The organism is Streptomyces tibetensis, assembly GCF_007655005.1.
Taxonomy (GTDB): domain Bacteria; phylum Actinomycetota; class Actinomycetes; order Streptomycetales; family Streptomycetaceae; genus Streptomyces; species Streptomyces tibetensis.
Window position 1 is genome coordinate 188,595 of sequence record NZ_SZVW01000002.1, and the last position, 24,107, is coordinate 212,701.

A 24,107-nucleotide genomic window follows, 5' to 3' on the forward strand; every position below is an offset into this window, starting at 1 on the left:
GGGTTCCATCAAGTCACACGGGTCGCCTTCACGCCTCCCACACCGCGGCGGCCGTACGGTCGTCCGCATAACCCTTGACCCGTACTTGGGAGTCGGCGAGGAACGCGGCGAGACCGGGCGGGTCGGGGCGGGACCAGCGCTCGGCGAGGTACTCGCCCAGTTCGGGCTCGCCGCGCAGGGGGTCGGCGAGGCCGCCGCTGCACATCAGGAGCGTGTCACCCGGGCGGGCGACGGAGGTCCGGAAGCGGAAGGGCTCCCGGGGCGGCTCCGGGGCCGGTTCGTACGGGCTGGGCGGGGTCGGGATGCCCAGGTCCATGGTGAGCCGGTCCCCCTCGGGGGTCTCGGAGGGCGGCGAGCCGAAGCCCACGACGGGGTCGCCCTTGACCTCGGCGACCTGCGGTTCGATGTCCTGCCACTCCCCCTCCCGCAGCCGGAACAGTCCGCCCGGCCCGACCCCGAAGAACACCCGCGTCCGGCACCCGGGGTCGGCCGACAGCAGCAGACAGCGCAGGCTGGCCGCGTACTCCCCGGGGTCGACGCCCTGCTCGGAGGCGCTGGCCCGCAGCTTGCCGAGGCTGCGGTCGGTGAGCCGGTGCAGTCCTGACTTCAGGTCACCGCGCCGGCCGTCCCTTATGTCGTCCACCAGCCGTGCGTGGCTGCGTCCGACGGCTCGCCCGATCCAGTGACAGGCCTCGGCGGCGGCCCGGTGCGCCCCGGGCGCCGCCCGGGCGCCGGTCGCCATCGCCACCAGCAGCAGCGCGTGCTCCCCCGCGCCGAACCGGGCGGTGAGCAGCGCGTCCCGGCGGGGTTCTCCGCGATACCGCGCGGAGTCCCCCCGCAGCGAGACGGCCCGCACCGTACAGGCCCCGTACCGGGCCCCGTCCAGCACGGTGTCCGCCACGAGATCGTCGAGATCGTCCGGATCGGCGGCCGGGAGAGCGGTGGGTTCGGCGTCGTACGTGGGCGGCCGAGTGCCGACGTGACCACGCGACCGCGAGACGGGCGCGGGGCGCTCGATCCGGGGGCTGTACTGGTCGGGAGAGGGGTCGGTGGTCGGAGGTGAGGGCACGTCGGGCGGCGGCTCGACGGGACGCGCACGTACGGACGGCGGCTCTTCGGGCGACGGGACCACGGACGGCGGATCGACGGGACGCGCGCGTACGGACGGCGGCGCTTCGGGCGGCGGGACCACGGACGGCGGCTCGACGGGACGCGCACGTACGGACGGCGGCTCTTCGGGCGATGGGACCACGGACGGCGGATCGACGGGACGCGCAGGTACGGACGGCGGCTCTTCGGGCGGCGGGACCACGGACGGCGGATCGACGGGACGCGCACGTACGGACGGCGGCTCTTCGGGCGGCGGGACCACGGACGGCGGATCGACGGGACGCGCAGGTACGGACGGCGGCTCTTCGGGCGGCGGGACCACGGACGGCGGATCGACGGGACGCGCACGTACGGACGGCGGCTCTTCGGGCGGCGGGACCACGGACGGCGGATCGACGGGACGCGCAGGTACGGACGGCGGCTCTTCGGGCGGCGGGACCACGGACGGCGGATCGACGGGACGCGCACGTACGGACGGCGGCTCTTCGGGCGGCGGGACCACGGACGGCGGATCGACGGGACGCGCAGGTACGGACGGCGGCTCTTCGGGCGGCGGGACCACGGACGGCGGATCGACGGGACGCGCACGTACGGACGGCGGCTCTTCGGGCGGCGGGACCACGGACGGCGGATCGACGGGACGCGCAGGTACGGACGGCGGCTCTTCGGGCGGCGGGACCACGGACGGCGGATCGACGGGACGCGCACGTACGGACGGCGGCTCTTCGGGCGGCGGGACCACGGACGGCGGATCGACGGGACGCGCAGGTACGGACGGCGGCTCTTCGGGCGGCGGGACCACGGACGGCGGATCGACGGGACGCGCACGTACGGACGGCGGCTCTTCCGGCGGCGGGACCACGGACGGCGGATCGACGGGACGCGCAGGTACGGACGGCGGCTCTTCGGGCGGCGGGACCACGGACGGCGGATCGACGGGACGCGCACGTACGGACGGCGGCTCTTCCGGCGGCGGGACCACGGACGGCGGATCGACGGGACGCGCAGGGGCGGCTCCGACCGGGCCGGGCGACCGGGACGCCGACTCGCCGGGTTCGGCGGCCGCGGGCGCCGGGGCGGCCCCCGTAGCCGGGTGGGTTTCGGGGTTCGGCCAGGTCGGAGGGGTTGTGGGAGGGGGCGGGATCCGAGGCGTCCCCACGCCGGGAACCGTCGGCGCAGGCGGCGGCCCGGAGCTCTCCGAGGCCGAGGCGAAGGCGCCCGGGGGCTCGTCCGAGGGTGCGTGGGCGGGGGGCTGGCCGGCCCGCTGCGGTGGGCGCGCCGTCATCGGGAAGCTCGTCGGCCCGGTGGAGCCGGGCGGTGGCGGCTCCCAAGGCGCGCGGTGCGGAGGCCTGCCGCCAGGGCGGGGCGTGTCCGGCATGTCGTCGGCACCGGCCCGGGGCGCCGGGATCACCGTTTCCGCTCCGGAGTCTCGCCCCGCCGACCGGTCCGAGAAGCCGGGACGGTCCGTGGGGCCCGGCCCGTCCGAGAAGCCGGGACGGTCCGTGGGACCCGGCCGGTCCGAGGAGCCGGGGCGGTCCGTGGGACCCGGCCGGTCCGAGGAGCCGGGGCGGTCCGTGGGACCCGGCCGGTCCGAGAAGCCGGGACGGTCCGAGAAGTCCGGACTGCCCGAGGGGCCCGACCGGTCCGAGGAGCCGGGACGGTCCGTGGGGCCCGGCCGGTCCGAGGAGCCGGTTCGCGTCTCCGTCCCGTCTCCCACCGCCCCCGACGCCGACGCGAAGCGGTCGTCGAGGGAATCCCGCGCCGGTGCGGGACCCGTGTCGTCGGTGGAGTCGTCGTACAACTCCCTCCACCAGTCGTCTTCGTGACCGGTGGGCCTTCCCCCCTGCTGGCTCATGCCCGTAATTGTCCACCGCACGAGCCGGATGAAAACGGGGCTTGTGGAAAAAACCGGCCCACCAAGGGGCGGTGAACGGCACGTCGAGTGAGCCGTAGAACGGTCATGCGAAATGCGGAGCCCGGCGCGGCGCGGCTGGCTGACCTGCGGGTCTGAGCCTTGGCCACGCTTCTGACCTGCGCGTTCTCCGGTGTTCCGGCAGGCTGGTCAGATGGGAGTGTGGGACCTCCTGCTGGTCGGGCTGGTCATCCTGCTCGGGCTGTGCGGAGTGCTGCTGCCTGCCATGCCGGGATCGTTGCTGGTGTGGGCAGCGGTCATGTGGTGGGCGCTGAAGGATCCGCAGCCCGTCGCCTGGTGGGTCCTGGTCGGAGCCACGGTCCTGCTGCTCGTCTCCCACGCCGTCCGCTGGGCGCTCCCGCCCCGGCGGCTGCGTATGAACAGCACCACCCGCCGCATGCTGGCCTGCGCCGGGACCGGTTCCGTCCTGGGCTTCGTCCTGATACCCGTCCTCGGCGCCGTCCCCGGCTTCCTGGGCGGTGTGTACCTCTTCGAACGGCTCCGCCTCGGCCGCCACACCGACGCGGTGGCCGCCCTGCGCACGGTCATGCGCGCGGGCGGCTCCGGCATCCTGACCGAACTGTTCACCTGCCAGCTGATCGCGGCGGCCTGGCTGGGCGCGGTCCTGTGGGGCTGAGCCGGCGGCCCTCAGGAAGGCAGCACCCCCTCGTGGGTCAGCAGCCGGATCTTGCGGTCCAGGCCGCCCGCATACCCGGTCAGTGCGCCGTCCGCCCCGATCACCCGGTGGCACGGGCGGACCACCAGCAGCGGGTTCGCCCCGATCGCACCGCCGACGGCTCGCACGGCGGCCCGGGGCGCTCCGATGCGCGCGGCGATCTCGCCGTACGTGACGGTCGAGCCGTACGGGATGTCGTCCAGCGCGGCCCAGACCTTCTCACGGAAGGCGGTGCCCTCGGTGCGCCAGGTCAGGCGGAACTCCTTCAGTTCCCCGGCGAAGTACGCGGCGAGCTGCTCCTCGGCCTCCCGGAAGGGCCCGGGGTCGCGCCGCCAGTCGTCCCGCACCACGCGTCCGCCCTTCTGCCCGGGCACGGACAGGGAGGTCAGCTCGCCGGTCGGGGCGGCGGTGAGAAGCAGCGGCCCGAGGGGGCCGGGCACACTCGTCCAGTAGGTCGGGCAGGTCATCACTACTCCCACTCCCCTGCTGCGCGCAGGTGGTTCACGGCGTACGAGCGCCAGGGGCGCCAGCTGTCGGGGACGTCGAGGCCCGGCGGGGCCACGTCCGGGTCGCCGAGGGCCCGGGTGCGGATCTCGGCGACTGTACGGGCGTCCAGGCCGGGCACGGCCCGCAGAGCCTCCTGCGCGTCGTCCCGGTCGGCGCCCGGGTCCAGGCGTACGGCCTGGTCGGCGAGGGCGGCGGTGAGTGCGCCGAGGGTGCCGGCGGGTTCGGCCCCGGCCAGCACGGCCGGCTCGGGGAAGAGGTGGGTGAGGCTGCCGCAGGGGGCGTCGAGGGCCTTGCCGTAGCGGCGTACGAGCCGTTCCGCCTCCGTCCGGCCGATCAGGGCGCGCACCGCGAGTTCCTCCGGGTCGGCGGTGCCCGGCGAGCGCAGCCCGGGCCGGGCGGCGACCAGGGGTGCGAGCCGCGGGTCGGACGCGAGGCGCTCGTCGACGGCGTAGGGGTCGGCGTCGAGGTCGAACAGCCGTCGCAGCCGCTGCACGGCGGTGGTGAGGTCGCGCGGGTCGGTGAGGTGCAGCCGGGCGTCGAGCCAGCCTCCCGGGTGGGCGCCGAGCCCGGTCCGGGCGGTGCCGGGGCGTTCGTCGACGGCGACGATGCCGGTGCCGTACGGGAGGCGGAGGGTGCGCCGGTAGGTGCGGGCGCCGGGTGGTCCGCTCACCTCCTCGATGCCGGGTACGGCCTGGTGTTCCAGCAGGTCGAAGACGGGTCCGGCCCGGTAGGGGCCACGGTGGGCGAGCCGCAGCGGGATGCCGGCGTTCGGGGTCGCCGTACGGTGGCCCCTGCCGTTGCGCGGCGCGGTGGCGCGCAGTTCGCTCGGCGTCGAGGCGTACACCGCCCGGATCGTGTCGTTGAACTGCCGCACGCTGGCGAAGCCCGACGCGAACGCGATCTCGGTGATGGGCAGCTCGGTGGTCTGCACGAGGACGCGCGCGGTGTGGGCCCGCTGGGCCCGGGCGAGGGCGACCGGCCCGGCGCCGAGTTCGGCGGTGAGCTGCCGCTGCACCTGCCGTGCGCTGTAGCCGAGGCGTCCGGCGAGTCCGGCGACGCCCTCCCGGTCGACGACGCCGTCGGCGATCAGCCGTACGGCCCGCCCCACCACGTCCGCGCGGACGTTCCACTCGGCGGAGCCGGGCACGGCGTCCGGGCGGCACCGCCGGCAGGCCCGGAAGCCCGAGCCCTGCGCGGCGGCCGCCGTGGCGAAGAACCGTACGTTGGCCCGCTTCGGGGTGACCGCGGGGCAGCTCGGCCGGCAGTAGATGCCGGTCGTCTCGACGGCGAAGAAGAACACGCCGTCGAAACGGGCGTCCCGGCTGCGTACGGCCTCGTACCTGGTGTCCTCGTCCGTGTCCTGGTTCGTCACAGGTCCAGTCTCCCGCCCGCGACCGCACGACCGCTGGCGGAAATCGGACACCGCGGTGGGACTGGGCATGCGTGCGGGGCGAGACCCCCACGACCGACCACCGGGGCACCCGCGGGGCAAGCCCCTGACGCCCGCCAGGGCAGCCGTGCGGCGGCCGTGAGACCGCGCGGCACCAGGTCCGTGCGGTGGCCGCGAGACCCCCATGACCGACCACCGGGGCACCCGCGGGGCACGCCCCTGACGCCCGCCAGGGCAGCCGTGCGGCGGCCGTGAGACCGCGCGGCACCAGGTCCGTGCGGTGGCCGCGAGACCCCCATGACCGACCACCGGGGCACCCGCGGGGCGAGCCCCTCACGCCCGCCAGGGCAGCCGTTGCGGCGGCCGTGAGACCGCGCGAGCACCAGGTGTCCGTGCGGCGGGCGGCGAGACCCTCACGACCGTGAGGGCACCCGCGCGGCACGAGGCGCGATCCTCACGCGCGCCAGTGCGCTCCCCGCTTCGCCTCCATCGCGGCACGGCCGATCGCCCCCTTCCGCTTCCAGTCCCTGCGGATCTCGGCCCGGAGGCGGGCGTCGGTCTTGGCGACGATGCGCTGGTTCTCCCGCAACAGCTTGCGATAGCTCTCCAGCCGCCGCTGCGGCAGCTCGCCGCTGTCGACGGCGGCCAGCACGGCGCATCCCGGCTCCGCCTCGTGGGCGCAGTCGTGGAAGCGGCACCGCTCGGACAGTTCCGCGATCTCGGAGAACACCTGCCCGACGCCGGTCTCGGCGTCCCACAGGCCGACGCCGCGCAGCCCCGGGGTGTCGATCAGGACGCCCCCGCCGGGCAGGAGGAGCAGGTTGCGCGTGGTGGTGGTGTGGCGGCCCTTGCCGTCGACGTCGCGGGTGGCCCGGACGTCCATGACGTCCTCGCCGAGCAGCGCGTTGGCGAGGGTCGACTTGCCCGCGCCGGACTGCCCGAGCAGCACGGACGTCCCGCCGCCGACGATCGCGGCGAGCACGTCGAGTCCGTCGCCGTCGTGGGAGCTGACGGGCACGACCGGCACGCCGGGCGCGGTCGTCTCCACGTCCTGGACGAGGTGCGCGAGGGTCACGGCGTCCGGCACGAGGTCGGCCTTGGAGAGGACGACGACGGGCTGGGCCCCGGACTCCCAGGAGAGGGCGAGGAAGCGCTCGATGCGCCCGAGGTCCAGTTCGAGCGCGAGGGACACGGCGATGACGGCGTGGTCGACGTTGGCCGCGAGGATCTGTCCCTCGGACCGCTGGGAGGAGGTGGAGCGGACGAAGGCGGTGCGGCGCGGCAGGCAGGTGCGGACGTAGCGCGGGTTCCCACCGGGTTCGACGGCGACCCAGTCGCCGGTGCACACCACCCGCAGGGGGTCGTGCGGGGTGACGAACGCGGTGTCGGCGCGCAGCATGCCGTCGGCGGTGACGACGTCGCACTGCCCGCGGTCGACCCGCACGACCCGGCCGGGCAGCAGCCCGTCGGCCTCGTACGGGGCGAACGCCTCGGCCCAGGCCTCGTCCCAGCCGTAGGGAGCGAGCGCGGAGGAAACGGATGAAGCAGAGGAGGAAGACAAGGGTGACCCTTCCGAGGTCGGCCCCCGGTCCGACAGTCGGTCGGATCAGCCGGCGGCCATGGAGGTGGACTTCATGAACTGGTTGCGGGCAGCGCTCATCGCAATGACAGCCATCGGTCGACACCTCCTCGTCGCTCGGTTCTTCTCTGCGCGGGACCGCGGTGTGCGCGGAACCGACGTCACGGTATCCCGCCGGGGCGCGGGTGCGTCAACCGCTTTTCACGCAGGTGTGGCCGTTCAACTCGAAGTCGTACGGCGGGGAGTTCTCGCCGCGCCAGGAGGCCAGGAAGCCGAAGGCCAGGTCGCCGCCCGCGGGGACCGACTTGTTGTAGTCGGCGGCCGTGGCGCTGACGCGGGAGCCGTCCTGGGAGACGGAGGCGTCCCACATCTGGCCGACCTGCTGGCCGTCCCGGAAGGACCAGACGACGCGCCAGGCGTCGAGGGGCCGGGTGCTGGTGACGGTGACGGTGGCCTGGAAGCCGTCGGGCCACTGGTTGACCAGGTCGTACTCGACCCGGCAGACGGGGTCCTCGTTCTCGTCGGGTTCGGCCCGGCCGGTGGGCGATGAGGTGCCCTGCGGTTCGGTGTGGCGGTTCTTGTCCTCGGGCTTGCGGGGTTTGTCCGGCTGCTTCGAGGTCGGGGTGTTCCGGTCGGCCGGCTTCGAGGTCGCGGGCGGCAGGGAGGGGACGGACGGCAGGGGCGGAGCGCTGTCGGCCACCGGCTGCCGGTCGACGCCGGGTGCGCCGAGGTCGTCGCCGTCGCCGCCGAAGGGCATCAGGGAGACCCCGAGGGCCAGTACGGAGACCAGGACCGCGGCGACGAGGAGTCCGTTGCGGGCGACGCGCGCCTTCTGCTCGCCGTCCTCCGGCTCTGCGCCCGCCCGGCCGGTCGAGCCGGGCCGGCCGGCACCGAGCCGCACCTCGGCGGCGCGGCGGCGGCGCTCCAGGTAGGCGAGGCCTCCCCAGCCGATCACCCCGCCGGCCAGCGCCCCGGGCAGGGCGCCGCCGTGCAGGCGCAGACAGGCGGCGGCCTCGGCGCACTGCACGCAGGTGGCGAGGTGCCGGGAGAGGTCACCGGGAGCCTCGGCGGCGGAGGAGCGGGTGACCGCGTCGAGCAGCCGGGCGTAGCTGCGGCACCGACCGTCCATGGGCGTGTCGAGGTGGTTGCGGTGGCAGCGGTCCCGGAACAGGGTGCGCACCTGCTGGAGTTCCTCGGCGACGCCGGCCGGATCGAGTCCGAGGCGGCGGGCGACCAGGGGCAGCGGCAGCGCCTCCACCTCGGCGAACCAGAGCAGTTCGGCGTCCGGCTGCTGCAGATCGCGCAGGCCGCGCAGCGCGAGCGGGCGCTGCAGGGGCGGGCCGGTGTAGCGGGCGGCCGCGTCCGAGTTGAGCCACAGGCGCAGGTCGGGGTCGAGTTTGTGGCCCTGCCCCTCCTCCTCCCAGGCCGCGGCCGTGGTGCGCACGGAGGTCAGCAGCAGGGGTATGCGGGGCAGCCGCGCCGGGCGCCGGGCGGTGCCGCGGACCTGGCCGGCCTCGGCGGCTCGGGCCTCGCGCACGCCGTGTGCGAACGCCTCACGGCCGAGCTGCGCGGCGGCCGTGGAACCGGACGTGCACAGGTCCGCGTACGCGAGGACCGCGTCCCAGCACTCGGAGAACAGCGCTGCCTCGGTGGCGTCCTGAGGGGTCGGCAGGTCGGGCATGAGTCTCCTGCATCCACAAGCGAGGTCAACTCACCACATCGGCATTGGAGTTGGGGGGAACCTCGCGGCAGGGGGAGAGCTTTTCACGCCACCCACACAACTGACAAGCGCCCTGTTCAGATATCACGACAGGGCGGCCGCACCCCATGACTCCGGTCTCGGAGTGCCATACGGATGCGGCCGCCCTGCGACTCAATCCCGTGTCGCCACACGGGGCGATGTCATCGAAGCGTTATCAAACGGCGGTGGGTGCGTCGGCCGGGAGGCTGTCCATGAAGGAGCTCACCGAGAAGACCGCGTTGCCGGCGCCGGGCGGGCCGTAGCCGGGGGGCGAGGAGAGACCGAAGTCCTCCATGGTCTGCCGGTAGGCCTGGAGCAGGCGGATGTGGTACTCCAGCGGCGCACCCTGCGGGTTGGCCTTGCCGAGCGGCGTCGTGGGCTCCGGGCACCAGGTGGTGAAGCGGGGCGTGATGCCGTGCGACATGAAGAAGCGCAGGCCCTCGGTGGTGGAGTCGATGGCCTCGTCGACCGTCTTGAAGCCGAACGGCTCGGCCATCTCCACGCCCGCCACGAAGTTGGGGATGACGTTGCGCGCGCCGAAGATCTCGGCCGAGTCGAGGATCCGCTTGTGCCACTCGTCCCGGCCGACGTACCGCTCCTTGCCGGGGCAGTACATCTTGAACAGGTACTCGTCCCACACCTCGTAATTGGGGTGGTAGATCTGCACGCCGTAGTCCTTGAAGCGCTGCACGTCGTCCTTGGGCAGCGCCTGGGCGACGACCTTGCCGATCCAGCGGCCGGGGAAGTGCTCCTCGATGGCCTTGGCGTAGCGCCCGTAGAAGTCCGCCTCGTCCAGGCCCTGGACCTTCGAGGTGATCGCGCCACCGGTGAGCGTGTACGCGGTGGACACCTTCGCGGTGTCGTACTTGTCGATGATGTCGAGCGCCTCGAGGACCTCGTCGACGTCCTTCACACCCGTGTAGGGGCGCCCGGCCGCCTTGTGCTGGCGCCAGTTGTGGTTGATGTCGCAGTACTGGCACTCCTCCTTGGCGCCGAAGTACTGGCAGACGCGGAACGCGGTCAGGTAGATCAGGTAGCCCCACTGAATGGTGGGGGCCACCTCCATGACCGACTTTCCGTTGGAGAGCTTGTGGCGGTAGTACTCCGGCATCGGCGGCACGCCCACGTCGGAGATGCGCTTGCCGTCGAGGTAGAGGCCGAGCATGCCGTCCTCGTTCGCGGCGACGCGGTACGGCGACGACGGGTTCACCCGGACCGAGACGACGGTGCGCCGCAGGTCGTAGGGGCCGCCGGTGAGGATGATCTCCTCGGGCGGCCGGCGCAGTGCGGCCTCGCCCAGTTCGGGCAGGGTGCCGTGGTCGAAGGAGAAGATGAAGTACGACTTCGGCTTGACCTCGCCGCCTTCGTTGTCGCTGAGCGCGGAGGGGTCGAAGGCGACGCCGCCGCGGAGCAGGTCCTCCTTGAAGACGGCCTCCCGCGGTACATGCGGGAACCGCTCCATCAGATCCTCGACCAGCGCGGTACGGCTGCCCATCCCGTCTCTCCTCCCGGTTCGGACGTACGACTCCTCACGGTATGCCCCTGGGTGCGCGGAGCCGGTACCCGGGTCCCCCCGAGCCGGTGCAATGCCCTGTTCATCACCCTCTGTCCTGGGGTGATCGTCAGGCTTCACGCTCCAGCGCCGCCCAGTCGACCGCGTACGCCGGTTCCTCTCCGGCCAGCAGCCGTTCCGCCTCCTGCGCGACCGTCAGTCCGAGCCGGGCCAGCTCGTTGCCCTGGGAGCCGGCGAGGTGGGGGGTGACGAAGGCGCCGGGCAGGTCGTAGAGGGGCGAGTCGGCGGGGAGCGGCTCCGGGTCGGTGACGTCGAGGATCGCGGTCAGGCGCCCGGTGCGCAGTTCCGCCACGAGGGCGTCGTGGTCGACCAGCGCACCGCGCGCGGTGTTGATCAGCACCGCCCCGTCGGGCATCAGGGCCAGCTCACGGCGGCCGATCATGTGGTGGGTCTCGGACGTCTCGGGGGCGTGCACGGTGACGATGCCGGACGTGCGCAGCAACTCGTCCAGGGGCAGCAGGGGGACTCCGAGCGCGGCGGCCCGGCGTTCGTCGACGTAGGGGTCGGTGAGGACCGGCCGCAGATCGAAGGGGCGGAGCAGTTCCAGGACGCGGCTGCCGATGCGGGAGGCGCCGATGACGCCGACCCGGCGGCCGTAGTTGCCGATGCCGGGGATGACGCCCCAGCCCGCGGAGGTGCGCTCGGTGCGCATCCGGTCGCGGGCGGCGAGGACGTCCTTCCCGGCGAGCAGGATCATGGCGAGGGTGTACTCGGCGACCGGCAGCGCGTTGGCGGCGGCCGCCGAGGAGACGGCGATGCCCCGCTCCCAGAGGGCGTGGGTGGCGAAGGACTTCACGGATCCTGCCGAGTGCAGCACCGCCCGCAGCCGGGGAGCGGCGTCGAGCACCGTCTCGTCGATCCGGGGGCAGCCCCAGCCGGTCACCAGGACCTCCGTCCGGGCCAGCGCACCGAGGACCCGCGGGTCGGTGAAGTCCCGGACCACGAGGCCCGGATCGATGTCCACGGACTTCTGCAGCCGCGCCAGCACCTCGGGCGGGAAGACCTGCGGCACGTTCTCGGCGTCCAGGGCGAACAGTGCCTGGGGGCGCTGGCTCAAGGAGGTGACCTTCCGGCTCGGGGGGCGCTGTGGAACAGCTCCCGCACCCCATGTAGAAACCGCTCTCTACCGTCCCTACCGTAGGCCGGTCCGGACGGCGGCGGCAATGGACCCCGGGCCGGGGTAGGTTCCGCCCCGGGGGCTTTCCTGTCCCCGCTGCCTCGGGGAAGGACGACGGATGAACGGGACCGTGACCAACTGGGCGGGCAACATCACCTACGCGGCCAAGGAACTGCACCGGCCCGCCTCGTCGACCGCGCTGCGAGCGCTCGTCGCGGACAGCGACCGGGTGCGGGTCCTGGGCAGCGGGCACTCGTTCAACGAGATCGCCGAACCCGGCCCCGAGGGCGTCCTGGTGTCGCTGGCGGACCTGCCCCCGCAGGTGGAGGTCGACACGGTGGCCCGGACGGTCCGGGTCGGCGGCGGTGTGCGCTACGCGGAACTGGCCCGCCGGGTCCACGGGCAGGGACTCGCGCTGCACAACATGGCTTCCCTGCCGCACATCTCGGTGGCCGGGTCGGTCGCGACCGGCACGCACGGCTCGGGGGTGCTCAACGGTCCGCTCTCGGCCTCCGTGCGCGAGGTGGAGCTGGTCACGGCCGACGGCTCGGTGGTGACCATAGGGCGGGACGAGGAGCGGTTCGGCGGGGCCGTCACCTCACTCGGCGCGCTCGGCGTCGTCACCGCGCTCACCCTGGACCTGGAGCCGGCCTACGAGGTCGAGCAGCACGTGTTCACCGGACTGCCCCTGGAGGGCCTGGACTCCGGGGTGTTCGAGACGGTGATGGCGACGGGGTACAGCGTCAGCCTGTTCACCGACTGGCGCGAGCCGGGCTTCGGGCAGGTGTGGCTCAAGCGGCGTACGGACCAGCCGCTGCCCGCCTTCCCCTGGGCCGCTCCCGCCACGGAGAAGATGCACCCGGTGCCGGGCATGCCCGCGGTCAACTGCACGGAGCAGTTCGGTGTGCCGGGGCCGTGGCACCAGCGGCTTCCGCACTTCCGGGCGGAGTTCGTGCCGAGCAGCGGGGCGGAGCTGCAGTCGGAGTACCTGCTGCCGCGCGGGCATGCCGTGGAGATGCTGCACGCGCTCGACGCGATCCGGGAGCACGTCGCCCCCGTCCTGCAGACCTGCGAGGTCCGCACGGTCGCCGGTGACGACCAGTGGCTGAGCCCCTCGCACGGGCGGGACACCGTCGCGGCGCACTTCACGTGGGTCGAGGACACGCGGGCGGTCCTGCCGGTGGTGCGGCGGGTCGAGGCGGCACTGGCCCCCTTCGAGGCCCGCCCGCACTGGGGCAAGGTCTTCACCCTGCCCGCTTCCGACCTGCGCGAGCTGTACCCGCGCCTTTGCGACTTCCGCACGCTGACGCAGGACCTGGACCCGCGGGGGAAGTTCGCCAACGCCTTCGTGCGGGACGTGCTCGCGCGGGCGTAGGCGAGGCGAGGGCGGCGGGGGCCTGCCGGTCACCGAGGGCGGCGGGGGCCTGCCGGTCGCCCAGGGGCGGCGGCTCGCCCCGTCGTCCGTGGCGTGTGCGGGGGGGGCCGGTCAGGTCGTGGCGTGCGGCCGGCCACGGCGGGCGGGTGCCCCCGTGGTCACGTCGTGGCGTGCGGGCGGGTGCGGGTGGCGGAGATCGCGGCGCGGTCGACCTCGTCCTTGACGAGCAGGGACATCAGGGACGCCACGGTCAGCCCCGCCTCGGCCGGGTGGCGCAGTACCTTGCCCGGGTCGATCCGGTACGTGTTGGTGCGCCCCTCCCGGGTGTGGGAGAGGTATCCGTCCTGCTCCAGGTCGGCGATGATCTTCTGCACGGCTCGTTCGGTGAGCCGGCAGTGGGCCGCTATGTCCCGGATACGGGCACTGTGATTGTCGGCAATGGCGGCCAGCACGCGCGCATGGTTGGTGAGGAAGGTCCATCCGGTGTGTGGCTCGGGCACTCCATCCATGCGCCCAACTCTAGCGACAGGACATTCACGCACCCAAAAACACGTACTGCATTTCATGTATTGGTTGACGGGCATGGGGTAGAGGGGCAACGCTGGAAGCGGAGGCAAGGCGAACGGACGAGGGAGAACAGGGCCATGCCGGAGCCTGCGTACTCTGCGCGGTCTCACACCCGAGAGGACGCCGCACCCGCGGCGGACGACTGCGCACCGACGGCGATCCCGCCCTGCATGGCGACCATGGACGTCGTTGCGGACGGCGACCGGATGACCGTGACGATGTGGGGTGAACTGGACCTGGGCAGCCGGCGGTTGCTGCCCGAGCTGTACGACATGCTCGCCCTGTCGGGCGGCGGCATCGACCTGTGTCTGGACGCCGTCGGATTTTGCGACTGTGCCGGCCTCAACGCACTGCTGGACCTGCACGCCCGCGCCGTCGACCAGGGCAAGTCGGTCATCGTCCGGTCCTGCGGGGTCGCGGTCGAGCGCGTCCTCGACCTGACCGGCACGCGGGAGACGTTGACGGACTCCGGCCGGCCGGACGACGACGCACCCCCGGCTCTGTCCGGCACAGCCCCGTCCGGCACGGCCCCGTCCGCCACGACCCCGTCCGGCACAGCACCGTCCGCCACGACCCCGTCCGGCACAGCACCGTCCGGCACAGCACCGTCCGGCACGGCCCCGCCGGAGGAGGACGGCAAGGATCTGCGCGCCGAAGTCGCCCAGTTGCGCCGCGCCATGCAGACCCGGCCCACCATCGACCTGGCCCGCGGCATCCTGATGGCCTCCTTCGGGCTGACCCCCGAGGCGGCCTGGAGCGTGCTGGTCAGGACCTCCCAGAACACCAACACCAAACTGCACGATCTGGCCCGGGACCTGGTGGGCACCGTACGCGGCACGACGCTGCCGGAGCAGGTGCAGCGGCAGCTGGGCGCCGCGATCGCCGACACGGACCGCCGGGACGAGGTGGGGGCGTACCCCACGGGCGGTCCGGCCGAGCAGCGGGACTGACCCGCCGGGGGCCGGAGCACCCGCACTGAGGCATCATGGTCAGGCCACGGTCGGCCGTCACCGGCCCTTACCGGGCGGGACTTTATAAAGCCCCTTTCCAAACCCCTTGTCGAAAGTCCCGGCAGCCCATAGCCTTGCGCCGCGCCGGTGCCGACGTCGATCCGGCCCGGCCGGTCTGGGAAGGAATGGGGCACCCCGGTGAAGCGCACATCACGTGACATCCGCACCGCGAACCGCTACGAGGTGCTGCGCCAGATCATCGCGGAGTCACCCACGTCCCGGCAGGAGCTGGCAGCGGCCACGGGGCTCAGCCTCGCGACGGTCGCCACCCTCGTCGGCGAGCTGCTCGACCTGCGCATGATCACCGAGGTCGGCTTCGAGGACTCGGCGGGCGGCCGCCCCAGGGGCCTGGTCGCGGTCAACGCCTCGGGCGGCGCACTGATCGGCGTCGACATCGCCGAGACGTACGTCCATGTGGAGCTGTTCGACCTCGGACTGAACGTGCTGGCCCGCGCCGAGGAGGACGTCCGGCCCGGCGAGAGCCTGCCCGAGCAGGTGGTCGGCCACGTGGTCACCGCCGTCGGCTCGGTCGTCACGCAGGCCGGCATCGAGGGCGCCCGGGTACTGGGGGTCGGCGTGAGCGTGCCGGGGCAGGTGGACCGCGCCACCGGCGTCTCCGAGTACGCGCCCAACTGGGACTGGCACGACGTACCGCTCCTCGACCTGCTCACCGAGCACATCGCCTACCCGCTGTACCTGGACAACCCGCTGCGCGCCAGCGCGGTCGCCGAGCTGTGGTTCGGGGCCGCCCGCGGGCGCGGGAACGCCGTGGTGGTCAACCTGGGCACCGGCGTGGGCGCCGGTCTCGTCCTGGGCGGCGGACTGCACCGAGGGGTCAGCAACAGCGCCGGCGAGTGGGGCCACACCACGATGGTGCTGGACGGACGCCTGTGCCGGTGCGGCAACCACGGGTGCGTGGAGACGTACATCGGAGCGCGCGGCATCATGCTGAACCTGCGCGAGATCGCTCCCGACAGCGCGCTGCTGCACGCCGAGGACCAGACGGCGACCATCGACGCCCTGGCCCGCGGGGTCGCGGCGGACGACCCCGTGGCGCGCCGGGTCGTCCACGAGACCGCCCGCTATCTGGGCGCCGGCGTCGCGGACCTCGTCAACCTGTTCAACCCCGAGATCGTCGTGCTGAGCAGTTGGGTCGCCCGCACCCTGGGCGAGCCGCTGCTGCACGAGGTGCGCGAGGCCGTGACCCGGCACGCGCTGCCACGGCCGCTGGCCGCCACCGAGGTCGTCCTCTCCCCGATCCCCACCGACCCGGTGTGCCTCGGTGCGGCGACGTTCGCGCTCGAAGGCGCGCTGCAGACCGTCGGGCAGAAGAACGGCAAACGCACCGCCCCCGTGAGGAGCCGTACCACCACCCCACCCTCGTAACGGCGGAACCAACTCCTCCACTCCGCCTTCGCGTTCGAAATCACGAACGGGATACAACGCTTCGCACAGACTTCGTCCAACCCCTTGCCGAAGCCTTAGCCGAAGCTCTAGCGTCCCGCACCGCACCTCTCTTTGAGCCATCTGGCGCGAGCCTTCGGGCCGTGAGCCATCAGGCAGTGAGCCGCAGAGCCGCAGCCGCACTCGAGACAAGGACGTCAGCATGTCGGCATCGAGCAACATGAACTGGGACCGCCGGAACGTACTGCGGGCCGCGATGGGCCTGGCCGCCGCGGGCGGACTCGCCGCGTGCGGCAGCAACACCGGCCGGAGCGGCGGCGGGTCGGGCGACGGCCTCGTCCAGTACTTCCACGCGTACGGCGAGGCCGGTGTCGAGCAGGCCGTGAAGCGGTACGCGAAGGACTACAAGGACGCCGACGTCACCACGCAGTGGATCACCGGCAACAACTACGAGCAGAAGCTCTTCGCCGCGCTGCTCACCAAGAACGCGCCGGACGTCTTCGAGTTCCACCCGCAGATCCAGCTCGTCAAGAGCGGCCAGGTGGCCGACCTCACGGACATCATCGAGCCGGTCAAGGACGACTTCAACCAGGCCGACATCAAGTCGCACACGGTCGACGGCAAGATATACGGCGTCCGGATGATCGACGACCCGCAGTTCCTCTTCTACCGGCCGTCGCTGTTCAAGAAGGCCGGGGTCGAGGTGCCGACCACCCTGGAAGAGCTGATCGAGGCCGCCGACAAGCTGACCACCAGCAAGGTCAAGGGCATCTTCCTCGGCAACGACCTGACCTCGATCGACCGCCCGCTGATCTGGTCGGCCGGCGCCGACACGCTCACCGCCGACAACAAGCCCGCCTTCAACACCGACGCGGTCGCCGAGGGCCTCAAGCAGATGCGTGGCCTGTTCACCAGCGGCAACCTGCTCCTCGACGCCCCCGCCGACTCGTGGGATCCCAGCGCCTTCATCCAGGGCCTTACGGCGATCCAGTGGTGTGGCATGTGGGCCATGCCGGCCATGCAGAAGGCGCTCGGCGACGACATCGGCATCTTCCCCTTCCCGAAGGTCGGCTCGGCCGGCAGGCAGTCGGTCTACAACGGCGGCTGGTCGATGTTCGTCAACGCCAAGAGCAAGAACGTCGAGGCGGCCAAGGAATACGTCAAGTGGCTGTGGATCGACCAGAAGAAGTACCAGGAGGACTTCGCCACCTCCTACGGCTTCCACATCCCGCCGCGCACCTCGCTCGCCGCGTCCGCGACCAAGCTGAAGTCCGGCCTGCCGGCCGAGGGCGTCAAGCTCTTCAACGAGTTCGGCCACTTCGACAACATCGGCTGGACCCAAGCCATGATCGCCGCGTTCTGGGACGTGATCGCCAACACCATCCGCAAGGACGGTGACCCGAAGGCCCAGCTCGACGCCTGCGAGAAGAAGGTCAACGCCGAACTCAAGAAGCTCTTCGGATAGACCACCGGACGGATCTCGACATGTCGACCACCACCACACGCGGGGTCGCCCAGCCCGCCGCGGCCAAGGTCTCCCGGCCTCGGCCGCGGCGGGGCCTGAAGGCGAGCAGCACCTTCAACTTCTGGCTCTTCACCGGGCCGTTCCTGATCGGCCTGGTGATCTTCGTCTTCGTGCCGATCGGCTGGAGCATCTGGCTCAGCTTCTTCGAGGCACGCTTCACTGTGACGCCGAGCGAGTTCGTCGGCTTCGACAATTACAAGCAGATTCTTACGGACACGAACTTCCGGAACTCGCTGGTCACGTTCACCGTGTTCGCCGCGTTCATCGTGCCCGCCACCTGGGCCCTCTCGCTGGCGCTGGCGCTGCTGGTCAACCGGCTGCGGTTCATGCGGGCGTTCTTCCGGTCGGTGTTCTTCCTGCCGACCGCGGTCAGCTACGTCGCCGCCGCACTGATCTGGAAGATGTCCATCTTCAACGGCGTCCGCTTCGGTCTGGCCAACACCGTCCTCGGCTGGTTCGGCATCGACAACATCGCCTGGCTGGCCAACCCCGACCCGCCCTGGTACTGGCTGGTCATCGTGACCGTCCGCCTCTGGCTGCAGTCGGGTTTCTACATGATCCTCTTCATCGCGGCGCTCCAGAACATCCCGCGGGAGCTGTACGAGGCCGCCTCGATCGACGGCGCCAAGCCGGGCTGGCAGACCTTCCGGCACATCACGCTGCCACAGCTGCGGGCCACGTCCACCGCGGTGATCCTGCTGCTGCTGGTCGCCGCCTACCAGGCCTTCGACGAGTTCTTCAACCTGCTCGGCAAGGCCACCTGGGGCCAGCCGCCGCTGGTCGAGCTCTACAAGATGGCCCTCGGCCAGAACCAGAACTACGGCGCGGGCAGCGCGGGCGCGGTCGTGCTGACCCTGCTCATCTGCGTCGTCACACTGCTCCAGGGCAAGATCATGGGCTTCGGAAGGGGTGAGGAGTCCAAGTGACCACCACGGCACCCGACATCACCAAGGCGACGAAGCCGGCCAAGGCCAAGCGCGGCGGCGGCGTCATGGGCAGCACCGGTCTGTACATCGCGACCGGCGTCGCCGCCCTCCTCTTCCTGATCCCCTTCTATCTGATCGTCCGCAACGCGCTGATGACGGACCCGGAGATCACGGGCGAGACCTGGAAGTGGTTCCCCACGTCCATCCAGTGGGGAAACGTCACCGAACCGTTCGACGACGTCACCGTCGACTTCGCGCAGTCCCTGTGGAACTCCGTGGTCGTCGCCGTCCTCCACACGGCGGGAATCCTGCTGATCTGCTCGATGGCCGGGTACGGCCTCGCCCGCATCCCGTACAAGCACGCCAACAAGGTGTTCTACGCCGTCCTGGTGACCCTGATGGTTCCCACGGCCGTCACCTTCGTGCCGAGCTTCGTGCTGGTCTCGTCCCTCGGCTGGGTCGACAGTTACCGGGGTCTGATCATCCCGGGCCTCTTCAGTGGTTTCACCTGCTTCCTGTTCCGGCAGTACTTCCTGGGGTTCCCGAAGGAGCTCGAGGAGGCGGCGCGGGTGGACGGGCTCGGCTACTGGGGCGCGTACTGGCGGATCGTCGTACCCAACTCTCTGAACTTCTTCGCCGCCATCGCCACGATCACCTTCATCAACGGCTGGAACGCCTTCCTGTGGCCCCTGGTCATCGGACAGGATCCGAGTGCCTGGACAGTCCAGGTGGCACTGTCGTCGTATATGACGAACCAGACCGTCAACTACCACCTGATCTTCATGGCCACCGCCATCTCGATCCTGCCCCTGGTCTTCGTCTTCCTCTTCCTCCAGCGCTGGCTGGTGCAGGGGATCGCACAGACCGGCATCAAGGGCTGAGCTAGGAGACCGATGTCTTACCGCACGACCCCATCCGTCGATTACGTCGAGGACGTCTCCCCGGGCAGCGGGGCCCTGCCGCCCCGCGCCTGGTACGCGTCCTCCGACGCGCGGTCCCTGTCGCTGAACGGCAGCTGGCGCCTGCGGGTGTCGGCCACCGCCGACGCCGAGGACGAGTCGTTCGCCGAGGAGGGCTACGACGCCGGGAACTGGGCCGAGGTCACGGTCCCCGGGCACTGGGTTCTCCAGGGCGACGGGGCGTTCGGCTCCCCGATCTACACCAATCACCTCTACCCCTTCCCGGTGGACCCGCCGTACGTCCCGACGGAGAACCCGACCGGTGACCACCTGCGCGTCTTCGACCTGCCGACCGACTGGCCGTCGGACGGCGGAGCGGTGCTGCGCTTCGACGGTGTCGAGTCGTGCGCCCGCGTCTGGCTGAACGGCACGGAGCTCGGCGAGTTCAAGGGCTCCCGGCTCGCGCACGAGTTCACGGTCGGTGAGCTGCTCAAGCCCGGCCGCAACGTGCTCGCCGTGCGCGTGCACCAGTGGTCGGCGGGGTCGTACCTGGAGGACCAGGACCAGTGGTGGCTGCCGGGCATCTTCCGTGACGTGACGCTGCTGCACCGCCCGGCGGGCAGCCCGGGCGACTTCTTCGTCCACGCCTCCTACGACCACACCACCGGCGAGGGCACCCTGCGCGTCGACTCCGACGTCGAGGGGCGGGTGACCGTCCCGGCCCTGGGCATCGATGTCGCGACCGGCGAGCCGATCACGGTCGCCGTCGAGCCCTGGACCGCCGAGACGCCGCGGCTGTACGACGGCGTGCTGGCCACCGAGGGTGAGCGGGTACCGCTGCGGATCGGTTTCCGCACCGTCGTCCTGGAGGACGGGCTCGTCAAGGTCAACGGCAGGGCGATCCTGTTCCGGGGCGTCAACCGGCACGAGTGGCACCCCCGGCACGGCCGGGCGCTCGACCTGGAGACCATGCGCGAGGACGTGCTGCTGATGAAGCGGCACAACCTCAACGCCGTGCGCACCTCGCACTACCCGCCGCACCCGGCCTTCCTGGACCTGTGCGACGAGTACGGCCTGTGGGTCATCGACGAGTGCGACCTGGAGACCCACGGCTTCGTCGAGCAGGACTGGCGGGACAACCCGGTCGACGACGAGCGCTGGACACCGGCCCTGCTGGACCGCGCCGCGCGCATGGTCGAGCGGGACAAGAACCACCCCTCGATCGTGTTCTGGTCGCTGGGCAACGAGGCCGGCACCGGCCGCGGGCTCACCGCCATGGCCGAGTGGATCCACGGCCGCGACCCCGAGCGGCTGGTGCACTACGAGGGCGACTGGAACTGCCGCGACACGGACGTCTACTCGCGGATGTACGCCTCCCACGAGGAGGTCGCGGGGATCGGGCAGCGGCTCGACGGCGGTACCCACAAGCGCCGCGAACTGCCTTTCATCCAGTGCGAGTACGGCCACGCCATGGGCAACGGCCCCGGCGGCCTGGCCGACTACCAGGAGCTGTTCGAGAAGCACGAGCGGCTCCAGGGCGGATTCATCTGGGAGTGGATCGACCACGGCGTCGAGCACGCCGAGCTCGGCTATGCCTACGGCGGTGACTTCGGCGAGGAGCTGCACGACGGCAACTTCGTGTGCGACGGCCTGATCTTCCCGGACCGGACGCCGTCGCCGGGCCTGATCGAGTACAAGAAGGTCATCGAGCCGGTCCTGATCGAGGGCGACGGCACCAACGGCGCCGTGTGGGTCACCAACAAGCACGACTTCGCCGACCTGTCCGCGCTGGCCTTCGAGTGGTCGTGCCAGGTGGACGGCGAGACCGTCGAGTCGGGTTCGCTCGCTGTGCCGGCGCTCGCGCCGGGCGAGAGCGCCGAGGTCAAGCTGCCGGAGCCGCCCGCGGACGGCCGGGGCGGCGAGCGGCAGTGGACGGTGCGGGCCCTGCTCGCGGACGACACGTCCTGGGCCGCGAAGGGGCACGTGGTGGCCTGGGGCCAGTTCGCGGCAGGGGCGCGGCCACTGCCGTCCATCCCCGCGACCGACCGGCCCGTGCGGGACGGCGACCGGATCACGCTCGGCCCGGCCGGGTTCGACGCCCGTACCGGTGCGCTGCTGTCGATCGGCGGGGTGGCGGTCGGCGCGGCACCGCGGCTGGACGTGTGGCGGGCGACGACCGACAACGACGACGGCGCCGAGTGGCAGACCGACACCCGCTACGGGATGCTGTGGCGCACGCTCGGCCTGCACCGGATGCGGCACCGCCTGGTCTCGGTCGAGGCGGGCGACGACGCGCTGACGGTGCGGACCCGGGTGGCGCCCGCCGCCCGCGAGGTGGGTCTGGACACGGTGTACCGCTGGACGTCCGACGGCGAGCGGCTGCGGCTGACCGTGTCCGTGACGCCGGAGGGCGACTGGACGGTGCCGCTGCCCCGGCTCGGCGTGCGCTTCGGGCTGCCGGAGGCGGACCGGGTGGAGTGGTTCGGCGGCGGTCCCGGCGAGGCCTACCCGGACACCAGGGCGGCGTCCATGGTGGGTCGCTGGCAGTCCACGGTGGACGGGCTGCAGACGCCGTACGTCCGTCCGCAGGAGAACGGCGCCCGTGCCGATGTGCGCTGGGTGGAGCTCGGCGGCCTCAGGATCGAGGGGGACCCGGAGTTCTGGTTCACCGCGCGGCGCTGGACGACCGAGCAGCTCGACGCGGCCCGGCACCGCACCGACCTCACGGCCGGGGACACGGTGTGGGTCAACCTCGACCACGGGCTGCACGGCATCGGCTCGCAGTCCTGCGGTCCGGGTCCGCTGCCGCAGTACTTCCTGAAGGCGGAGCCGGTGGAGTTCTCGTTCGTGTTCTCGACCACCGAGTAAGAAACGCGATTAATCGATTGACCGATTGATCGACATTCCGACAGTGTCGGGGTGTCATCCGCGGCCGGTCGGCCCCCCAGCCGACCGGCCGCCACTGTGTTCACCGCAAGGAAGCTGGTGGGTCAGTTGAGTGTCGCCATCGAGGTCCGCGGGCTGTCCCGTACCTTCCACACCACCGTCCGCCGCCCCGGGTTCGCGGGCGCCGTCCGTTCCCTGGTCAACCCCGAGCGGGTGGCCAAGCACGCCGTCTGCGACATCACCTTCGACGTGGCCGCGGGCGAACTCCTCGCCCTGCTCGGGCCGAACGGCGCCGGCAAGTCCACCACCATCAAGATCCTCACCGGCATCCTCACGCCCACGTCCGGCGAGGCCCGGGTCGCGGGCGTGGTGCCGTACCGGGAGCGGGAGCGCAACGCCCGTAACGTGGGCGCGGTGTTCGGGCAGCGCACCCAGTTGTGGTGGGACCTGCCGGTGCGCGAGTCGTTCGCGATCCTGCGGGACATCTACGAGGTCCCCAAGTCCGAACACACCGCGCGGCTGAAGGACTTCGACGAGATTCTGGAGCTGTCCTCGTTCTGGGACACCCGGGTCCGTCATCTCTCGCTCGGCCAGCGGGTGCGCAGCGATCTGGCCGCCGCCCTGCTCCACGACCCGCCGGTGGTGTTCCTCGACGAGCCGACCATCGGCATGGACGTGGTGGTGAAGGAACAGGTGCGGGAGTTCCTGCGGTACCAGGTCGAACAGCGCGGCCGTACGGTGCTGCTGACCACGCACGACATGACGGAGGTCGAGCGGCTCGCCGAGCGGGTCGTGCTGGTGAACCACGGCCGGCTGGTGCTGGACGGCACGCTCGACGAGATCCGCCGGAAGTTCGGCTCGACCTGGCAGGTGCGGGCCACGCTGGCATCGCCGGACGCCGAGGTCGTACCGCCGCCGGGCACCACCCTGCTGCGGCACACCGGCGCGCAGATCGTCCTCGGCCCCGACGGGCCGGACGCGCCGACCGTCCAGCAGGCGCTGAAAGCGGTGATCGAGCGGTTCGAGGTGACGGACATCGCGCTGGACGAGGCGGACCTCGAGGACGTGATGCGGGCCGCTTACGTGCACGCCGGGGAGGTCTGAGGTGGCCGTGCTCCATGCCTGGCGCGCCGCCCGGGTCACCCCGCTCGGCGAGCTGAACGCACCGCCCCGGATGACCGCCGTCGCCCTCCGGCTGGCCGTGCAGGTGGTGCTGGTCTGGTCGCTGTGGCGGGGCCTGTACGCGCAGTCCGGCACGACCGCGGGGCTCAGCCGCGACCAGGCGGTCACGTACGCCGTACTGGCGGTCCTGGCGTCCCGGCTGCGCGAGCTGGACCAGTACGCGGGCCGGGACACGGTCCTGCAGCACATGCACTTCGGCACCATCGTCTACTGGTACCTGCGCCCGCTGTCACCGCAGCGCTACTACGCCCTGCGCGCCGCCGGCGAGCAACTGTACGGCCTGGCTTGGGCGTTGACGGGGTACGCGATCTGCCTGGCCGCGGGCCTCGTCGAGCCGCCCGGATCGCCCGCCGTGGCGGGGGTGTTCCTGCTCAGCATGCTGCTGGGCCAGTGGATCCTGTACTACGTGATGCTGGTCCTGGACCAGTTGTGCTTCTGGACGGTCCGCAACACCGCGGCCATGCTCATCCTGCTGTTCGCGCAGAACCTGCTGTCCGGGGTGTACGCGCCGCTGTGGTTCTTCCCGGACTGGTTCGTGACGATGAGCGCCTTCCTCCCCTTCCAGGCCACGCTGAGCGTGCCGCTGTCGCTGTACGTGGGGCGCGTTCCGCTGTCGGACGCGGCGTTCCAGCTCTCCGTGCAGGCCGCGTGGGTCGTGGCGCTGGCGTTGTTCACCCGGTTGCTGTGGCGGCGGGCCGCCCGGCGCGTGATCTCGCAGGGAGGCTGAG

19 protein-coding genes are annotated in these 24,107 nt (G+C 71.9%); 11 read left to right on the plus strand and 8 right to left on the minus strand.

Annotation, left to right across the window (positions count from 1 at the left end; all coding sequences use genetic code 11):
• Nucleotides 1-28: 28 nt before the first annotated feature.
• Nucleotides 29-1,552: a protein phosphatase 2C domain-containing protein gene (locus FDO69_RS03355; protein WP_420878484.1), complete on the minus strand. Its 1,524-nt coding sequence runs from the start codon at nucleotides 1,550-1,552 to the stop codon at nucleotides 29-31.
• 1,132 nt (nucleotides 1,553-2,684) lie between these two features.
• Here FDO69_RS03355 and FDO69_RS41060 point away from each other — a divergent pair.
• Entirely contained in the window at nucleotides 2,685-2,936 is a 252-nt protein-coding gene (locus tag FDO69_RS41060; RefSeq protein ID WP_159030588.1) for a hypothetical protein, read from the plus strand.
• Nucleotides 2,937-3,176: 240 nt separating this feature from the next.
• Entirely contained in the window at nucleotides 3,177-3,659 is a 483-nt protein-coding gene (locus FDO69_RS03365; RefSeq protein WP_104778079.1) for a DUF456 domain-containing protein, read from the plus strand.
• Nucleotides 3,660-3,670: 11 nt separating this feature from the next.
• Here the strand turns inward: FDO69_RS03365 and FDO69_RS03370 are convergent, their stop codons facing one another.
• The 6 genes from FDO69_RS03370 to FDO69_RS03395 form a co-directional block, all read right to left on the minus strand.
• Nucleotides 3,671-4,165 carry a methylated-DNA--[protein]-cysteine S-methyltransferase gene (locus FDO69_RS03370; RefSeq protein ID WP_104778080.1) on the minus strand — a complete coding sequence of 165 codons (495 nt, stop codon included), beginning with the start codon at nucleotides 4,163-4,165 and terminating at the stop codon, nucleotides 3,671-3,673.
• Nucleotides 4,166-4,167: 2 nt separating this feature from the next.
• Nucleotides 4,168-5,577 carry a DNA-3-methyladenine glycosylase 2 family protein gene (locus FDO69_RS03375; protein ID WP_104778081.1) on the minus strand — a complete coding sequence of 470 codons (1,410 nt, stop codon included), beginning with the start codon at nucleotides 5,575-5,577 and terminating at the stop codon, nucleotides 4,168-4,170.
• A gap of 472 nt (nucleotides 5,578-6,049) precedes the next feature.
• Entirely contained in the window at nucleotides 6,050-7,156 is a 1,107-nt protein-coding gene (gene rsgA, locus FDO69_RS03380) for a ribosome small subunit-dependent GTPase A (protein ID WP_104778082.1), read from the minus strand.
• A 208-nt stretch (nucleotides 7,157-7,364) separates the two neighbouring features.
• On the minus strand, nucleotides 7,365-8,855 hold the full coding sequence (locus FDO69_RS03385; protein WP_104778083.1) for a cellulose-binding domain-containing protein: 1,491 nt from the start codon (nucleotides 8,853-8,855) through the stop codon (nucleotides 7,365-7,367).
• 235 nt (nucleotides 8,856-9,090) lie between these two features.
• The gene (locus FDO69_RS03390) at nucleotides 9,091-10,410 is read right to left on the minus strand and encodes a radical SAM protein (protein WP_104778084.1); all 1,320 of its coding nucleotides are present in this window, start codon (nucleotides 10,408-10,410) and stop codon (nucleotides 9,091-9,093) included.
• 127 nt (nucleotides 10,411-10,537) lie between these two features.
• The gene (locus tag FDO69_RS03395; RefSeq protein ID WP_104778085.1) at nucleotides 10,538-11,545 is read right to left on the minus strand and encodes a hydroxyacid dehydrogenase; all 1,008 of its coding nucleotides are present in this window, start codon (nucleotides 11,543-11,545) and stop codon (nucleotides 10,538-10,540) included.
• 178 nt (nucleotides 11,546-11,723) lie between these two features.
• Here FDO69_RS03395 and FDO69_RS03400 point away from each other — a divergent pair, with 178 nt between their 5' ends.
• A complete protein-coding gene (locus tag FDO69_RS03400; protein WP_104778086.1) occupies nucleotides 11,724-12,980 on the plus strand; it encodes a D-arabinono-1,4-lactone oxidase in 1,257 nt (418 codons plus the stop codon).
• Between the two features lie 158 nt (nucleotides 12,981-13,138).
• Here the strand turns inward: FDO69_RS03400 and FDO69_RS03405 are convergent, their stop codons facing one another.
• Nucleotides 13,139-13,489: a helix-turn-helix transcriptional regulator gene (locus tag FDO69_RS03405; RefSeq protein WP_104778087.1), complete on the minus strand. Its 351-nt coding sequence runs from the start codon at nucleotides 13,487-13,489 to the stop codon at nucleotides 13,139-13,141.
• Nucleotides 13,490-13,717: 228 nt separating this feature from the next.
• Between FDO69_RS03405 and FDO69_RS03410 the strand changes: the two genes are divergently transcribed.
• From FDO69_RS03410 to FDO69_RS03445, 8 genes are all read left to right on the plus strand, one after another.
• Complete coding sequence (locus FDO69_RS03410) at nucleotides 13,718-14,497, plus strand: ANTAR domain-containing protein (protein WP_104778088.1); 780 nt, start codon at nucleotides 13,718-13,720, stop codon at nucleotides 14,495-14,497.
• A gap of 198 nt (nucleotides 14,498-14,695) precedes the next feature.
• Nucleotides 14,696-15,943: an ROK family transcriptional regulator gene (locus FDO69_RS03415; protein WP_104778089.1), complete on the plus strand. Its 1,248-nt coding sequence runs from the start codon at nucleotides 14,696-14,698 to the stop codon at nucleotides 15,941-15,943.
• 220 nt (nucleotides 15,944-16,163) lie between these two features.
• The gene (locus tag FDO69_RS03420) at nucleotides 16,164-17,426 is read left to right on the plus strand and encodes an ABC transporter substrate-binding protein (RefSeq protein ID WP_104778090.1); all 1,263 of its coding nucleotides are present in this window, start codon (nucleotides 16,164-16,166) and stop codon (nucleotides 17,424-17,426) included.
• 20 nt (nucleotides 17,427-17,446) lie between these two features.
• Nucleotides 17,447-18,412 carry a carbohydrate ABC transporter permease gene (locus FDO69_RS03425; RefSeq protein WP_104778091.1) on the plus strand — a complete coding sequence of 322 codons (966 nt, stop codon included), beginning with the start codon at nucleotides 17,447-17,449 and terminating at the stop codon, nucleotides 18,410-18,412.
• Nucleotides 18,409-19,293 (plus strand): carbohydrate ABC transporter permease, encoded by an 885-nt coding sequence (locus tag FDO69_RS03430; RefSeq protein ID WP_104778092.1) that lies wholly within the window; start codon nucleotides 18,409-18,411, stop codon nucleotides 19,291-19,293. Before FDO69_RS03425 ends, FDO69_RS03430 begins: the two co-directional genes overlap by 4 nt.
• A gap of 12 nt (nucleotides 19,294-19,305) precedes the next feature.
• Complete coding sequence (locus FDO69_RS03435) at nucleotides 19,306-22,179, plus strand: glycoside hydrolase family 2 TIM barrel-domain containing protein (RefSeq protein WP_104778093.1); 2,874 nt, start codon at nucleotides 19,306-19,308, stop codon at nucleotides 22,177-22,179.
• Nucleotides 22,180-22,305: 126 nt separating this feature from the next.
• Nucleotides 22,306-23,301, plus strand: a complete 996-nt coding sequence (locus FDO69_RS03440) for an ABC transporter ATP-binding protein (RefSeq protein ID WP_104778094.1) — start codon at nucleotides 22,306-22,308, stop codon at nucleotides 23,299-23,301.
• A 1-nt stretch (nucleotide 23,302) separates the two neighbouring features.
• A complete protein-coding gene (locus tag FDO69_RS03445) occupies nucleotides 23,303-24,106 on the plus strand; it encodes an ABC-2 family transporter protein (RefSeq protein WP_104778095.1) in 804 nt (267 codons plus the stop codon).
• Nucleotide 24,107: the final 1 nt, after the last annotated feature.

What these genes read in the sequence shown, in the direction of transcription:
- FDO69_RS03385 (WP_104778083.1), bottom strand. Translation starts at nt 8,855, where the DNA reads ATGCCCGACCTGCCGACCCCTCAGGACGCCACCGAGGCAGCGCTGTTC.
- FDO69_RS03410 (WP_104778088.1), top strand. Translation starts at nt 13,718, where the DNA reads ATGGCGACCATGGACGTCGTTGCGGACGGCGACCGGATGACCGTGACG.
- FDO69_RS03365 (WP_104778079.1), top strand. Translation starts at nt 3,177, where the DNA reads ATGGGAGTGTGGGACCTCCTGCTGGTCGGGCTGGTCATCCTGCTCGGG.
- FDO69_RS03370 (WP_104778080.1), bottom strand. Translation starts at nt 4,165, where the DNA reads ATGACCTGCCCGACCTACTGGACGAGTGTGCCCGGCCCCCTCGGGCCG.
- FDO69_RS03425 (WP_104778091.1), top strand. Translation starts at nt 17,447, where the DNA reads ATGTCGACCACCACCACACGCGGGGTCGCCCAGCCCGCCGCGGCCAAG.
- FDO69_RS03420 (WP_104778090.1), top strand. Translation starts at nt 16,164, where the DNA reads ATGTCGGCATCGAGCAACATGAACTGGGACCGCCGGAACGTACTGCGG.
- FDO69_RS03400 (WP_104778086.1), top strand. Translation starts at nt 11,724, where the DNA reads ATGAACGGGACCGTGACCAACTGGGCGGGCAACATCACCTACGCGGCC.
- FDO69_RS03405 (WP_104778087.1), bottom strand. Translation starts at nt 13,489, where the DNA reads ATGGATGGAGTGCCCGAGCCACACACCGGATGGACCTTCCTCACCAAC.
- FDO69_RS03390 (WP_104778084.1), bottom strand. Translation starts at nt 10,410, where the DNA reads ATGGGCAGCCGTACCGCGCTGGTCGAGGATCTGATGGAGCGGTTCCCG.
- FDO69_RS03435 (WP_104778093.1), top strand. Translation starts at nt 19,306, where the DNA reads ATGTCTTACCGCACGACCCCATCCGTCGATTACGTCGAGGACGTCTCC.